The 14580-nt window shown below is 39.8% G+C and carries 11 protein-coding genes and 1 tRNA gene; 7 read left to right on the top strand and 5 right to left on the bottom strand.

Annotated features, from left to right (window positions below; genetic code table 11):
- Positions 1-399 precede the first annotated feature (399 nt).
- Entirely contained in the window at positions 400-2760 is a 2361-nt protein-coding gene (locus tag V7K49_RS24625) for a hypothetical protein (protein ID WP_335207949.1), read from the top strand.
- Between the two features lie 79 nt (positions 2761-2839).
- On the opposite strand, the gene V7K49_RS24620 is transcribed toward V7K49_RS24625, so the two are convergent.
- A complete protein-coding gene (locus V7K49_RS24620) occupies positions 2840-3031 on the bottom strand; it encodes a hypothetical protein (protein ID WP_273767555.1) in 192 nt (63 codons plus the stop codon).
- A gap of 993 nt (positions 3032-4024) precedes the next feature.
- Here V7K49_RS24620 and thrC point away from each other — a divergent pair.
- Both thrC and V7K49_RS24610 read left to right on the top strand, forming a co-directional pair.
- Positions 4025-5116 (top strand): threonine synthase, encoded by a 1092-nt coding sequence (gene thrC / locus V7K49_RS24615; protein WP_334871235.1) that lies wholly within the window; start codon positions 4025-4027, stop codon positions 5114-5116.
- 216 nt (positions 5117-5332) lie between these two features.
- Positions 5333-5923 (top strand): chromophore lyase CpcT/CpeT, encoded by a 591-nt coding sequence (locus V7K49_RS24610; protein WP_335207948.1) that lies wholly within the window; start codon positions 5333-5335, stop codon positions 5921-5923.
- Between the two features lie 212 nt (positions 5924-6135).
- Here V7K49_RS24610 and V7K49_RS24605 read toward each other — a convergent pair whose 3' ends face one another.
- Positions 6136-6279, bottom strand: coding sequence for a hypothetical protein (locus V7K49_RS24605; protein WP_335207946.1), 144 nt, complete (start codon positions 6277-6279; stop codon positions 6136-6138).
- A gap of 124 nt (positions 6280-6403) precedes the next feature.
- Here V7K49_RS24605 and V7K49_RS24600 point away from each other — a divergent pair.
- Both V7K49_RS24600 and V7K49_RS24595 read left to right on the top strand, forming a co-directional pair.
- A tRNA-Cys gene (locus tag V7K49_RS24600) sits at positions 6404-6474 on the top strand.
- A 233-nt stretch (positions 6475-6707) separates the two neighbouring features.
- Positions 6708-7946, top strand: a complete 1239-nt coding sequence (locus V7K49_RS24595) for a tyrosine-type recombinase/integrase (protein WP_335207944.1) — start codon at positions 6708-6710, stop codon at positions 7944-7946.
- Positions 7947-8448: 502 nt separating this feature from the next.
- Here V7K49_RS24595 and V7K49_RS24590 read toward each other — a convergent pair.
- The 3 genes from V7K49_RS24590 to V7K49_RS24580 form a co-directional block, all read right to left on the bottom strand.
- Positions 8449-9336, bottom strand: coding sequence for a hypothetical protein (locus tag V7K49_RS24590; RefSeq protein ID WP_335207942.1), 888 nt, complete (start codon positions 9334-9336; stop codon positions 8449-8451).
- 5 nt (positions 9337-9341) lie between these two features.
- Complete coding sequence (locus V7K49_RS24585; RefSeq protein WP_335207941.1) at positions 9342-10853, bottom strand: DUF3696 domain-containing protein; 1512 nt, start codon at positions 10851-10853, stop codon at positions 9342-9344.
- Positions 10854-11314: 461 nt separating this feature from the next.
- Positions 11315-12205, bottom strand: a complete 891-nt coding sequence (locus V7K49_RS24580) for a type I restriction enzyme endonuclease domain-containing protein (RefSeq protein WP_335207940.1) — start codon at positions 12203-12205, stop codon at positions 11315-11317.
- 362 nt (positions 12206-12567) lie between these two features.
- Here V7K49_RS24580 and V7K49_RS24575 point away from each other — a divergent pair, with 362 nt between their 5' ends.
- Together V7K49_RS24575 and V7K49_RS24570 are read left to right on the top strand one after the other, a co-directional pair.
- Entirely contained in the window at positions 12568-13437 is an 870-nt protein-coding gene (locus tag V7K49_RS24575) for an inositol monophosphatase family protein (RefSeq protein WP_335207939.1), read from the top strand.
- 44 nt (positions 13438-13481) lie between these two features.
- Positions 13482-14459, top strand: coding sequence for a 2-dehydropantoate 2-reductase (locus V7K49_RS24570; protein ID WP_335207937.1), 978 nt, complete (start codon positions 13482-13484; stop codon positions 14457-14459).
- Positions 14460-14580: the final 121 nt, after the last annotated feature.

Below are 14580 nucleotides of genomic sequence, written 5' to 3'. Positions count from 1 at the left end.
CGCAGGCTACCACAGAGACACAGAGAAGCCAGTGCGCCCTTGCGGTTCCCCGACTTGAAGCAACTGGCGCGACACAGAGAGAGGGGAAATGAGAGGGTTTTTGCGTCAGTTTTGGGACATTTTTTTATTTGGAAGTCCCTTAATCCTTCTGGGCAACTTCTGAAAGGACGAGTATAACAGGGTATTAAGTACTGGGGACTTTTAAGAGGCAGAGGGGCTGAGGGGGCAGGGGATAGAGGGAGAAATAACTAATACCCAATGCCCAATGCCCTATGCCCCATACCCAATACAACTCTTGGAGAGGCTGCGCCAACGGCTTCTCTACGAGACGCTCTTGCGTTCGCTCAGTACAAGTGCTCAATACCCAAAAATATCCACTTGATTGATTGAAATACTAATATGGCAAACCGCTCACGCAAGCTGACGCCAAAAGCCTCTAAACTAAATAAACCTCATGCAGGTGCGATGAAACGCATCGCCAAAAAACCCCAGAAAAAGCTCAAACGGGGAAGTTGGTTGTCGTCAACGCTAGCGATCGCAATTCTGTTGAGTAGTGCTAGTCTAATTATGGCTTTTGCCTGGATTAGCGTTCTCTTCATCTTCAATCCAGACCAGGTAAGCTGGCTAAATAAAATTTTACCCGCATGGGCACAAATCCCCCTTGGTAAGCACGAACGTCCTCAAACTCTCAAACAAATTCAACTCAATTTGAGTAAAGAAAACAAAATATTTGGGGAAACTCTGCCTTTACATCAGGATGCGAAAGACTCATTTTTATTGCCAGTCTTTCAACAGCGTGCTAATTGTCAATCTGATTGTAAACAACTTGTGGAACTCAGGGTTTACGAGCGCTCAGAAGAGTTAGAGTTTAAATCTCAGTCAGAAAATTACTACTATTTAGCAACTCAATTATCTGTAACTGAACCAGAAGAATCCTTCGTGATTTCTCCCTTACTTGATGGGACATCAGAACCCCAAGATATCAGCATTCCCCTACCTTTAACTAAAGTGCAACGCTTTGACGGTGGCACACCATTATCAGGGGTTTGGTTTAATTTGCGGGGTCAACGCCAACAAGGAACTGGTGCGTTCGCCTACGGTGACATCGTATACTACAATCCAGAACGCACCAATTTACTACAAATGTTGTCTTGGACTAGTCCTAACGGACAATTGCCCAAATGGCAGCAGGTAACTGGTGATGGTACAAAAGAGTTAGTTGTTGATCAAACTATAGGTTTAGAACCGTACTTACAGGTTTACCAAGTCAAGCCTCTGAAGTTATTCCTCAAACCAATTCAATTGGAGGCAATTACTCTTCAATCACCAGCCCTCAAGGATTCTGCATACCAAAATGCCTTGTCGATTGCCCGTAGTGGACTGTGGACACCAGCCTTTGAATGGTTGAAATTCATCAAAAAACAACGCAAAGAAGTTTTGCCAGCAGTGGCGCAAGCGCAAATGGATTTGATTCGCTTGCATTCCCAACTTACTAAAACCCAAGCTGATAAAAATTGGGCAAGTCCTAGTCAAGAAGTGTTAGCAGATTTGATTGATGGTCGTTGGGGGAAAGCTTTACAGGTGTTTGAAGCGTCGCCACATAATGCCCAAGAAATTGCTACCCTACTCAAAGCTGATAAAAAACGGTTGTGGAATCGCACAGCGGCGGCGTTGCGGGTAAACCCAAATAGACTAGAGGTGCAAGCTTGGTTTGCTTTGATTTTAGCAGTTCAGCAGGGAGAAGAACATGTTAATTCCTGGTTAAAGGCGCAACCAAAAATTACAAAAGATAATCTTGCCTATATTCAAGGTCTGTTAGCAAGACTCAATAATCAGGGTATAAAGTCGCAAATATCCTCTACTCACCCTAGTCAAATTGTCGGTACAGTGCAACCAATTACTCAAGTTACCAGCACCGAATGGCTGCAACCAAGTTCCCCAACGAACCTGAAACTCACAGATAACCAAGTTTGGTATCAGGTGGAAGTGAGTGCTTTTCATGACGGGAAACGCTGGCTAAATTCCCCCTTTGAGAATTTGAACCCACCCAAAACTGACGCCGCCAAATTTTTCTGGAAAACTTTGGGAATCACTTCTGACCCTGAAATCCAGATTGTGGTCTGGTTGCCAAATGGAGAACAACAAATTACTATAGCCGCTATCAAAGCGGTGCAACTACGGGGTAAAGTTTTGCGCCTATTAGCTGCTGGCCCAAAAATTCCAGAGAATCAAAACGATGTTCTTCAACCCAAACCTTTAGCCTTAACAAATGCAGCACTGGAATGGGTGCAACCATCTCCAATAACTCTACAAGAACTGCATCAACAAAATCCCCAAGCGGTCAAGGTAATGTTATCAACTGTGTGGCAATCTTTACAACAATCTAGTGAAGTTTCAGCTGGTGCTATTCCTAGCTTTGAACAGATGCAGGAAAAGTTGGGTGATTGGCCGGTTCAAGTGATTGATTTAACAAATAACGCTAAACCAGAAATAATACTGACTATCTCAGCAGCAGCAATCGCATTCTTGAATCAGCCTACATCTGGAATTCAGGAGAAAAACACAGAGCAACACCGTGACCGGACTATAATTTTGTCTGATCGCAATGAAGTCATTTACACTGATTTTACAGGAAATTACTTCCAAAGACTCTCTGCGATCGCCAAGCTTTCAGGCGTGCAATCCTTAGCTTTATTAGTAGAAAATGCTCATAACTACAGTTTGAGACGCTGGTCAGAGAAAAATCAGCGCTTTGAATAACACGCCTCTTACTCAAATTTACCCTTTCTCAAATTTAAATTAGAGAGGGGAAAAGCGATCGCTTTTCTACTAGACTGACTTATTCTTTTTGGTTATTGTCGGCTAGACGTTGGTGCTTCAGGTTTTCCAACTGCTGCAACAGGGAGTCTACCTCTGCTTGTAAATGCATAAACTTAGCTTGCTGATCGTCTTGATAATAAGACTTGGTTAACTTACTGACCCAGTTAGTCTGAGACTCGCGATCGGAAACACTAGATAGACAAGTAGGCATCACTAATTAAATCCACAACTTAACTCACACCATTAGAAATATTATAATAATCCTCTTTTAAGCTTTATTACGATATTGGATATTTTCAATCAATTACTCTAATGGATTTTAGGTTCAATCATAAGAGACGGTGATCATAATGGCTGTGTTCCAAAGAAAACATCGCCCCAAGTATGCAAAGTTTCCGTCCACTCGACGGTACTTAGCAATACTTAATTCAGAATCTGTCAATTCAATTATGGTTATATGAATTATTATCGCGGTTTTTTGGGAATTTACGCAAGAAATTACATGTAGACTATATCAAGAATTACGCTAAATCATGAAAAGATGTAAGGTGCAGCACTCGCCGCACCCCTTCTCTTAAAGCTTGCTTGGCGCAGCGTCCCGTAGAGAAGGTAATAAAGAAGACTACCGCAAAGGAAAGGCAGCCTGTTATGTAGTTTCCCCGGCAGTTGGAGCGAATAGCATGGGAAAATATACATAGACATGTTCGCGGAGCATCTCGCACAGAAGTGGCTTTTTGCAAGGTAGCGCCGTGTGCAACTTTCTTTCAAACCTAACCCCCAGCCCCTTCCCTGCAAGAAAAGGGGAGCAAGAATCAAAGCCTCTCGACCTTTCGGGGAGAGGAATGGAAGCGGGGTTCTAAGAATAAGTTGCACATCGCGTAAGGTAGAAATAAGAATTTAAGAGAGTTCTAACCTAAGTCCCATACATTTGCCGATCATTTTTCATCCCGTCAGCATCCCCAGGCTAATTCGTTAAACCGAAGGTCGCCGTGGCGGTCTATGATAAACTGACATTCAAAATAAAATAGAAATGGCAAGTCAAACGCCTGCACCACAATAAATAATATTCTTTTGGAATTAGGGGACTCTTAACTCTTAACTGGCAACGAAAAATTCACTTTCTTCCTCTTTCCCATTCTGCCCTTCCCTCCCTATACCATCCTCTCTAAATATCCAATCCTTACATTAAGAAATATTAAATCCTGTGACTTTGAGCCTGTCTGTTGCTAAATCTCATCGCCAACCCTGGCCCGGACTGATAGAAGCCTATCGCGAATACTTGCCTGTCAGCGAAAAAACACCGATTGTGACTCTGTTGGAGGGAAACACACCCCTAATCCCAGTGCCAGCGATCGCAGAACGTATTGGCAGACAAGTGCGGGTTTTTGTAAAATATGACGGTCTGAATCCCACCGGCAGCTTCAAAGACCGGGGGATGACTATGGCAATTTCCAAAGCCAAAGAAGCAGGGGCAAAAGCAGTAATTTGTGCCAGCACCGGCAATACCTCAGCCGCCGCCGCCGCTTACGCAAGGCGTGGGGGCATGAATACCTTCGTACTAATTCCCGACGGTTATGTGGCGCTGGGCAAGTTAGCCCAAGCATTAGTGTACGGTGCAGAAGTATTGGCAATTAAAGGTAATTTTGACCAAGCCCTAGAAATTGTTCGCGAGATGGCCGAAAGCTATCCGGTCACTTTGGTAAATTCGGTCAATCCCTATCGTCTAGAAGGGCAGAAAACAGCAGCCTTTGAAATTGTCGATGTGCTGGGTGATGCGCCAGACTGGCTGTGTATCCCCGTGGGCAATGCAGGGAATATAACAGCATATTGGATGGGATTTTGTCAATATCATCAAGATGGGAAGTGCGATCGCCTACCCCGGATGATGGGATTCCAAGCCGCAGGTGCAGCCCCCTTAGTACACGGTCAGCCAGTGGCAGATCCTGAAACCCTAGCCACAGCAATTCGCATTGGCAACCCTGCTAGTTGGGAGTTAGCTGTTGCAGCGCAAACCGCAAGTCAGGGAAATTTCCACGCCGTTACCGATGCAGAAATTCTCGACGCTTATCGACTTTTGGCAGGATCAGAAGGTATCTTCTGCGAACCTGCTAGCGCCGCTTCTGTAGCCGGGTTGTTGCAGGTGAAAGACCAAATTCCGACAGGGGCGACAGTGGTTTGTGTCCTCACAGGGAATGGTCTAAAAGACCCAGATACAGCCATTAAACACAATCACAGTCAATTTAAACAGGGTATTGCAGCAAAACTGGGCGCAGTAGCGGAGGCAATGGGATTTTAACCACTCTGGAACTAAGAGCGATCGTAATATCTAATTAAAAAATTGCATAGGCATTCGCGCAGCGTCTCGTAGAGAAGCCCACCGTACCCTTCCCTACCGGATGCGATTGCTACGTGTAGCGGACGCACCAGAAGTGATCGCAGCCAGGATTTTTCAGTCTGGCAAGTGTCAAAATAATCTTAGATAATTTTTAAGCAACTACTTGATCATCTTGTAATGACTCATTCTACTGATATCGCCACCTTAGCCCGCTTGATGGCAGCTGATTTTAGCAATCAAGAACAAGCTTTTGAAAATCCGCCTTTTTATGCCCACATTCGCGTATGTATCCGTCCCCTTCCCTTGGAATTATTCTCAGGGGTAAGTTTGTTTCTCGAACAAGCTTATGATTTTATGCTCAATCAACCCTATCGGATGCGGGTAATGAAGTTGATTCCGGCAGAAAACCACATTGTTATTGAACACTACACGGTTAAAGAAGAACAAAAATTTTATGGTGCATCTCGTGACCGGGAACGTTTAAAAGTTTTATCCCTTGACCAATTGGAAAAAATGTCAGGTTGCAACATGGTTGTAGAATGGACAGGTAATAGCTTCAAAGGCAGGGTTGAACCTGGTAAAGGCTGCATTGTGGTTCGTGACGGCAAAAATACTTATCTGGATAACGAATTTGAGATTGACGCTAAAGAATTTTTTAGCCTTGACCGGGGAAGGGATTTAGACACTGATGAACGTCTGTGGGGTTCTATCGCCGGGCCATTTCACTTTGTTCGCTGGGGTAATTTTGCCGATGAAGTGAAGGTGTAACAAGTGACCTTGAGGAGTGAAACATAAAAACTTATAACTCATTTGTTGTTGGTATAAGGTAGGAGGAAAGAGGATTTTAGCCTAGTCAATATACAGATAGTTTGGTTTTATTTGCTGATAGCTATTTGTGTATATTATGTATTGGCTATGACATATTAATGCTATTAAGGGAAGCTCAGGAAGAACCCGGAAACAACCCAGGATGTTACAAATTACCCCGGTGATTTGTTTTTATGGATAAATAAATATATATCACCAGAAATCCAGGCAGACTCCAGAGCTTCCATTAATCTGCTAAGGGTTGTTTGTGCTATGGTCAACCTTCCTAGCGATCGCCTAAAGACTACCAGAAACATCCAGTTAACCCACTATCTCTACCTCAGAATCCTATGCTATTATGGGTTAACTAGCGCCCTATGGCTACTGAATGGCTACTAAGATACCTTAGGAAGATTAAAGTAGTTCAGGGAATTCCGCTGTGGCGGCATAGCCAAGTGGTAAGGCAGAGGTCTGCAAAACCTCCACCCCCGGTTCAAATCCGGGTGCCGCCTTTAAATAAATACAAGCATTACAGGGCTTCCAAGTCCTTTTTTAATGGGAGTTGTGGAGCTTATTTCCAGAGACTTTCGAGACTTTTGGGGTAATTTTGGGTAGTTTGGGGAAACAACTGGGGTAAAACTGGGGTAAAAATGTAAGATAGAGGTTTTTACCCCAATAGGTATTTCTGGGGTAAAACTGGGGTAACCTGGAAGGATAAAGGTCTTTACCCCAGTTAATTACCCTTATGGAATCTCAAAAATCTCAAAGTATTGCCCGTCGGGGTTCAGTGCAGATTAAGAACTCTAACGGCAGCCTCCAATTAGTTTTTTCTCATCCTATTGTGACGCCGACGGGAGAGCTAAAAACCAAGCGTTTCTACCTTTCGACAAGGCACTACGATACAACTTTAGGAAGACATCAAGCATCGACTTTAGCGGCAACAATTCAGAGAGATATTGACTATGGAGAGTTTGATGCCAGTTTAGCTAAGTACAAACCAGCAGCTTCATTAAGCACTGTTAGCCCAATTACGCCCATTAGTCCTTCAGTTAACCCCCAATATGACTTGGGAGAATTATGGGAAAAATACACTGAGTTTAAAAAACCACAGATTAGTCCTTCTACTTACGCTGTTGACTATCGAAAGTATCGCAATCACATCGCCAGTTTCCCAACTAAAACCTTAGATGATGCGATCGCAATTCGAGATTATCTGATTGCAAATCTCAGTGCTAATGCAGCTAAACGTACTTTGACAAACATAAATGCTTGCTGTGATTGGGCACTTAAGAGTCAGCTAATTAAATCAAATCCCTTCCAGGGTATGGCAAAAGATATTCAGATGCCGAAGTCAGAATCGGCAGAATATGAAATCAATCCATTTACTAAGGAAGAACGGGACAGCATAATTCAAGCATTTGAGGAGAGTAAATTCTACAGCTACTATGCTCCTTTAGTAAAATTATTATTTTTTACTGGGTGCAGACCATCAGAAGCGATCGCCTTACAATGGAAGCATATTAGCGACAAATACATTACTTTTGAGCAAGCAATTACTATCAGTACTAAAGGGTTAGCCCTCAAAGATGGATTAAAAACCCAAAGCCAAAGACGTTTTCCGATTAATAATCAGCAACGTGAAATTTTAGAGTCTATCAAACCTGAGAACTTTAACCCAGATGATTTTATCTTTAGAAGCAAGAAAGGCGGCATAGTAGATTTTGGAGATTTTCTCAATCATGCCTGGAAAGGTTACAAAAATCATCGTGGTACACATATAGATGGAATCGTAACTCAACTTGTAAAACAGGGTGTAGTCACCAAATATCGCAAACCTTACCAATGCAGACACACTTTTATTACTCTTTGCCTGGAAGCTGATATTGATGCGAAGGATGTAGGAAGGTGGGTTGGTAACTCTCCAGAAATTATTTACAAGCATTACGCAGGTAATAAACGTAACCTACAGGTGCCAGAGTTATAAATTTGTTGAATTAAAAGATAGCCGATCGCTTACAAAGCAATTGTGTCAATAAAAAATGCGGTGATCTGATAAAAGTAGCTTTTGTACCGAATGCTGCTACTCATGATCACCTTGTTCATTAACTCTTAGCACTTGTGTAAATAAGACAAGGATGCGATCGCGCTCTATTCGGTGTCTTGTTAAATTTTTGAATTCTACTGGTGTAGTTCGCGAGAACTATATGGCGTAAAATCAACAATTGATACTATTGAAAAATCCAAAAATAATACGTGTTTATCCTATATTAATTGGTAGATAAAGTTCTTTCTTGTTTTGGCTTGATTTTAGTAACGGAAAAAGTTTTGTTGTTAGTTAGGCATCGGAATGAACTATCCCATTTATTATATTTGGCTGATCACTAATTAGAATTATGCAATAGCGAAAATTCGTTGTTTGTGTTAGTGACTGTGCTATGTTATGGTTCAAAATAGGACAGTTCAACCCAATAGATACCTAATCAAGTTTATAAACCATTATCATGTTCACCTTCATCATAATATTTTAAAAATATAATTTTGTTTGCGACACTCTTGTAATGAATGCGGGTAGAATAAGGTCTTTGGGTTACTCTAAATCTATACTCTTTTTTTTGCTTAATATATTCATCTTGCAACGCATTATCTTTTGCAGCCTGTTGTTTCGTCAATGTTAATCTTTTAGCAATACTATGTAAAATATCTTTCTTATGATTTCTAACATTTATTAAGTCTTTTAAGAAAGTTTTGCTAAATTCATATTCATAAATAGGTTTAATATTATTTTTTTCAAAAAGAACATCTAAGGCTTTAGATATTTTATCTATATCGTCAACACTAGTTGGCCAATAAGTTGCTGTTAAATCAATGCATTCAAGCCAATCTACAGATTTTTCTATCATTCTTGGATTTAAAAGACAACTATGGCAGTTACAGAAAAATTTATATTCTTGTTTAATTTTGTCAACACCTAAGCACATATATACGTTTTCGTTTTTATCAATTAATATGTCCATTAATTCTAAGAATGAATTCAGAATTATTTCTCTGAAAGAATCATTGGTTAAATCTGGCTGCACTAAGCAAGCAGGTAAATTTTTGGTGTTTTGCAGAAATTCTTGTGTATTCCTGAACAAACTATATATAACTGGAATAATAGAATTACTCCAATCTTTGTCTTGTCGCCAAGGTGGTAATTGTGGGTAATCCCATAACAATTCTTCTAATTTATCTGTCCAGTATACTTCTGTAATTTCATGGTTATTAATATTGCTTAAATTATCCAATAAATGCTCTAAAAATTCATCTCTTTTTATTTCATTTTCCCATTTAACTTCAGAGATAAATAAGCATGAAGGCTCAAAGACAGTTTTCATAATTTTTACAAATTTCTATTTCTATTAAATTTCCTTTTTCTTAATCCTGCCCTTATAATGTTTTCCTGTTCATTTGCTACCTGGTCAAAAAATCCTGAAGGCCAATTGATAACTCCACGTTCTTCATCAATATTAATTTCTTCGTATATCGAGCCATTTTCAGTGTTACTTATAAAATAGATAGCAATTAAATCTTTGAATTGATTTGTTTCGCTTTCAACTATTCTTCTAACTAAGCGATTTATTATATGGTCACTATGGGTTTCAACTATTACCTTTTTACCAGATAGTGCTAATGAGATAAAATAATCTGCCATTTGCATCTGAAGGTTGGGATGTAAATGAATTTCTGGTTGCTCTAATAAGAGAGTACTTCTCCAAGGCATCCTCAATCCTTCTAGAATTATAGGAAATATTTGGCTTACCCCAAATCCTACATCTGCTATGTTGACACGGGTTTTAGATGCTGAACTAGAATTAAGTTCTAAGTAAATTATTTCATTTAAAGTTGCTGTTCTAAAACCTTTAATATTCATCAAGTCCAACCATTCTTGAACAGCAACTGAAAGTTTTAACAAAGGTTTTTGTTGAAATGAATTACTTTTTATATCATAAAAAAAATGATTTACGACATCTTGATCTTGTTCGGTTGAATATATGTAAGCTGCATTTTCACCTTTTATGCCGATTTCTAAAATTTCATCTTCATAAATATATCTTCTTGATGGCTCCTCTCTTAACGGACCAATATAAGTATATGAGGAAAAAATAGACTGTAACATATTATTGATTGTATAAAGAAGAAAAGTTATATCTGGTATTCGTACATCCTTTTCTTCAGTGTTTTCAGAATTAATTATTCTCATTGAAAATAAATTTGTAAATTTTATTTTTACATTAACCTCTCCCTTTTTCTCACTATCTTGTCTTAACATAATTCGATTAGTGATGTTTTCCCATTGGATTTTATACAGATCACTATCAATAAGTTCTAATTTAATAAAAGCACCTGGAATTATTTGTTTATCAGGGATTAATGTTTCTAATTTAAAGTAGATTTGATCAACAATAACTGTTTTTAAACTTTTCTTGCTTTTACTTTGATTTTTGTGAGATTTTAATACAACTTTAAAATTAATATTATGTGAAGCAAGTTGTGTTTCTCTTGTAGATAAAAACTCTCCCAGAAACATCCTCATCTTCAATCGGTTAGAACTAGATGAGTATTGCTGGTCATCTTTTGAAATTTTAAATCTCAAATTTAATTCTATTTTGTTATCTAAATTTTTATCAAAAATTATATTCTCAAAAGTACCAAGATGAACTAATCTACCATTAAGAAGTAGGGTTTGGCTTGGGTTTTGGCTTTCTAAAGTTTGCTTTAATAAAAGAATACTTTGTAAAATGGATGTCTTCCCACAACTATTAGTTCCGCACAAAACGGTTATTGGTTTTGTATTTAAATTTTCCAGATCCTGAAAACCTTTAAAGTTTTTTAAAGAAAGACTATCTAGCATTTTTATGTTTTTATTAGTTAATGTTTGTTTACTCTGTCGCTGTATATAGTAGCAGGTAGTGCATTACTTTAAAGACACATTCGGGTAAGTGCTACTGATTTTATCTATTTTGTCTTGATGTTGTCTTCGTCAGTTATATCCCTATTAGCTTTGTCTTGTAAAGCTTTATACAAAAAAATAACCATGACTAGGGGCAAAAGTACTGAAGATGCCGTTGGCGAATTTATTGGAAGGGTAATTTTTGGAAAATTTCGTTGGCGGGTTCCCAGGACAGCACAAAGACTTCCAGCGTTTTAGAAATATTTCACTAACGGTATCAGCATCGATTGCTCATTTACCCCCTAATATATTGTATATTGCCAGGAATTTAAATTTGCAGAATTTACACACCAGCATCATAAATACTTCCTTGCCCAGAATAGTTCTCATAAACATGCTAATAAACTTCCTGACACTTCTGTTCATACAGTCAGTTCAGCAGAATAACTCTGGGGTAACTTATCCAAATTATCCTTGATTGCCACTTCCACCGATGCTCTGGTTTGCTGTCTCTTCTTCCAATCCAAAACTAATTTCTCTTTTTTGAGAGTTTTCAGTAATTCTCTTGCAACTTGTTTGACTTCCTGTTCCTCTTGCCTAGTGAGTTTAATTTCTGGTTTAGTCAGTAAGTCAAAAATTGCTAGTTCTTCTTCAGTGAGATTTTTTGCGATCGCTCTTTTATCTTCAACACCCAATTCTTGAGCAAAGTTAATCAAATCATTGAAGAATATCTGCACGTTGCGTGAGTCAGCATTGTATTCTGCTATCATCTGCTGGAATTTGTCCAGGTAGTTGATGCGAGTTTTATTTAACCTCACCATCTGCTGGAGTTTTTGCGCGATCGCAGTTTTGAGTTTTTCTGTCTCTGTTCTCTGGTAGTCAGTACTAGCAAATTTATTTTTTAACGCTACAAAGTCGATTTGACTTAAGTCGATGCGTTGACTGTGGGATTCCTGAATAACAAACTCTCCAGCAGTGATGGACAGATCCAACAGTTCCTCCACTTGTTCCATCACTTCGGACACATCAACTTCTGGTACTTCTGCCAGAATTTGGTCTTTGATTGCCTGTAAATGAGTATTGATAGGAGTAAACTCATTAGCACCAGGATCTGGAAGGATGGCTTTGTAAAGTTTGTTAGCGTTACCTGTTAGGGAGAGATAAGTTTTTTTGACATCATTATTAATAATGATGGATTCCACTGCATCTGCCCAAAATTTGGTGCGTGCAAAACCTTGTGCTGACTCCAGTACAGCAAAATCAATGCCTTTTTGCATACAGAATGTTGTGGTTTGGGCGATCGCTTCTCTCAATTGTGTTACTAAAGCTGTTTTAGCTTTAACTGGGGTAAAAATTTATTGAAAAGCTTGAAATACCTGCAAAAAGGTTGTTTTTCTAGGTCTAACCTCTGCCTTACCCCATCATAAATTTAGCAAGGCTTTAGCACAACTGGTAAAGGCTAGATAAGTAGAAGCTTACTCAACCAAACTTGATAGAGGCTTATTGAAAGAGCGATTGGGATTTGAAATTTACCTATAGGCTCTTTGAGACACACAGATTAGAATAATATAGCAACGGTGGTATCATTGCATCCAAATGATCCCGTAATTTTGTCTAGATATAGAATTCTATCGCCCTGCCAACGGTAGATTATTTCTGAAAGGAGTTTGCTGCAATGTCCACAACACCAACTACCCGACTAATTTTGGAGACTTTACTTCCCCATCTCAAAGTAGCAGCAGCTTATGCCAATTTTCTTCAACCAAAAATTGCTGCACTTCCGGCTAAAGAACAAGGCAAAAACTTTTTTGCTGCCGCCCTTACTGATGCAGATGTGGCTATTCAAAATCTAATAGAAGTAGTATTACTGGGCACTTTCCCAGAGATTCGCTTTTTTGGGGAAGAGTATGAAAGTTCTAACAACACCAAGTATTTTCGCGCTATAGAACTCGGTTCCGAAGGTGATTATTTAGTCACGCTCGACCCGATCGATGGCACGAAGTTTTACATGGATGGACATTCTAATTACCAAATTATTCTCAGTATTCTAAATTCGGATGACTTTGAAGCAGTACTCGCCATTTCCCCTGCCAAAAATGTTTATTTTTACGCTTTTAGAGGCGAAGGTGCTTTTAAAGGGACGCTGGAGATGAACTTAGAAGCCTGTGCCCCATTACACATAACATCTGCCAAACCTTCTATTTTGTTGGGATGGGGAATGAATTCTGTCGCACCTTTACTAAAAGATCAATATAAAGTAATTGATATAGCGACTGATTACTCTAGTGATATTCAAATTCCCAATCTCAATGGTATTCTCAGTGGCGACTTGAGTGGAGCAGTCATCAAATCGGGCAAATTTATTGATAGTGCTGCACTCGCTTTTATTGCGAAAGAGGCTGGCTGGATTGTAACTACTTTGGACGGTTCGACTTTACCGCCACTGCACACTTGTAAAAACTATAGCCTGCCTGGATTGATAGTAGCTGCCTCAAAATCTGTTCATCAAGACCTGCTGTCGGCGATGCAAAGCCTAGCTGTTTGAGGGTAAATAACTAGTTAATTATTTACTAACTATCCCTAAAAAAAATGAAAATCTGTATTGTTGGCGCGGGTGCGATTGGTGGATATTTAGGGGCAAAACTGGCACTGGCAGGTGAAGCAGTAACGCTGATTGCGCGTGGTTCTCATTTGGAGGCAATTCAAAAAAATGGGCTGAAGTTACTCATGGCAGACGGTTCCAGCCAAATTGCCACTCCGATGGCAACTAGTGATATTCAGTCAGCGGGGCCACAAGATGTAGTAATTTTAACTGTCAAGGCTCACAGTGTACCTGCGATCGCACCCTCTCTCCCTGCGCTCTACAATCCTCATACAATGGTGGTAACAGCCCAAAATGGCGTTCCTTGGTGGTACTTCCACAAGCATGGCGGTGAATATGAAGGTACACGCATTCAATCTGTTGATCCAGATGGGATTATTGAAGCTAGTATCGGTGCTGACCGCGCCATCGGTTGTGTTGTTTACCCAGCAACTGAGATAATTGAACCAGGTGTGATCAAACATATTGAAGGCGATCGCTTTACTCTCGGTGAAATCGACGGCACTAAAACCGAACGCATCCAATTATTAGCGCAAACTCTCAAACAGGCAGGATTCAAAGCACCAATCCGCAATCAAATTCGCACGGAAATTTGGATCAAATTGTGGGGTAATGTGGCATTTAATCCCATCAGTGCGCTGACTGGTGCTACTTTAGAGGATATTTGTCGCTATCCCCTCACCCGTGAACTAGCGCGGCAAATGATGAGTGAAACTCAAGCGATCGCTGAAAATTTGGGTATTAAGTTTGGCATCACTTTGGAACAGCGAATTAATGGGGCAGAAAATGTTGGTGCCCACAAAACCTCCATGCTACAAGATATTGAAGCCGGACGCACAACGGAAATAGATGCTATTGTTGGCGCGGTAGCAGAATTGGGAAAACTCACTCAAATTCCCACACCTTATATTGATGCTATTTATGCCAGCGTCAAGCTGCTGGAGGCGACCAAAGTCAGAATTTGACAATCCCGAAGTTTTTATGGCGGGTAAAAATTTTGGTTAAAAAATTCCTCTTTACTGTGTGTACTCTGCATCTCGGTGGTTAAAAAACTTATAAACCGCAGAGACACAGAGAACCACAGAG

The organism is Nostoc sp., from assembly GCF_036919675.1.
Classification (GTDB): domain Bacteria; phylum Cyanobacteriota; class Cyanobacteriia; order Cyanobacteriales; family Nostocaceae; genus Nostoc.
Note: the sequence above shows the minus strand (reverse complement) of the source record. Positions and strands in the feature narration are given on the sequence as shown.

Bases quoted from the DNA above. Each gene is read 5' to 3' on its own strand.
- V7K49_RS24620 (WP_273767555.1), bottom strand. From the start codon at position 3,031: ATGCCTACTTGTCTATCTAGTGTTTCCGATCGCGAGTCTCAGACTAAC.
- V7K49_RS24610 (WP_335207948.1), top strand. From the start codon at position 5,333: ATGACTCATTCTACTGATATCGCCACCTTAGCCCGCTTGATGGCAGCT.
- V7K49_RS24570 (WP_335207937.1), top strand. From the start codon at position 13,482: ATGAAAATCTGTATTGTTGGCGCGGGTGCGATTGGTGGATATTTAGGG.
- V7K49_RS24625 (WP_335207949.1), top strand. From the start codon at position 400: ATGGCAAACCGCTCACGCAAGCTGACGCCAAAAGCCTCTAAACTAAAT.
- V7K49_RS24595 (WP_335207944.1), top strand. From the start codon at position 6,708: ATGGAATCTCAAAAATCTCAAAGTATTGCCCGTCGGGGTTCAGTGCAG.
- V7K49_RS24575 (WP_335207939.1), top strand. From the start codon at position 12,568: ATGTCCACAACACCAACTACCCGACTAATTTTGGAGACTTTACTTCCC.
- V7K49_RS24605 (WP_335207946.1), bottom strand. From the start codon at position 6,279: ATGTTTCTGGTAGTCTTTAGGCGATCGCTAGGAAGGTTGACCATAGCA.
- V7K49_RS24585 (WP_335207941.1), bottom strand. From the start codon at position 10,853: ATGCTAGATAGTCTTTCTTTAAAAAACTTTAAAGGTTTTCAGGATCTG.
- V7K49_RS24590 (WP_335207942.1), bottom strand. From the start codon at position 9,336: ATGAAAACTGTCTTTGAGCCTTCATGCTTATTTATCTCTGAAGTTAAA.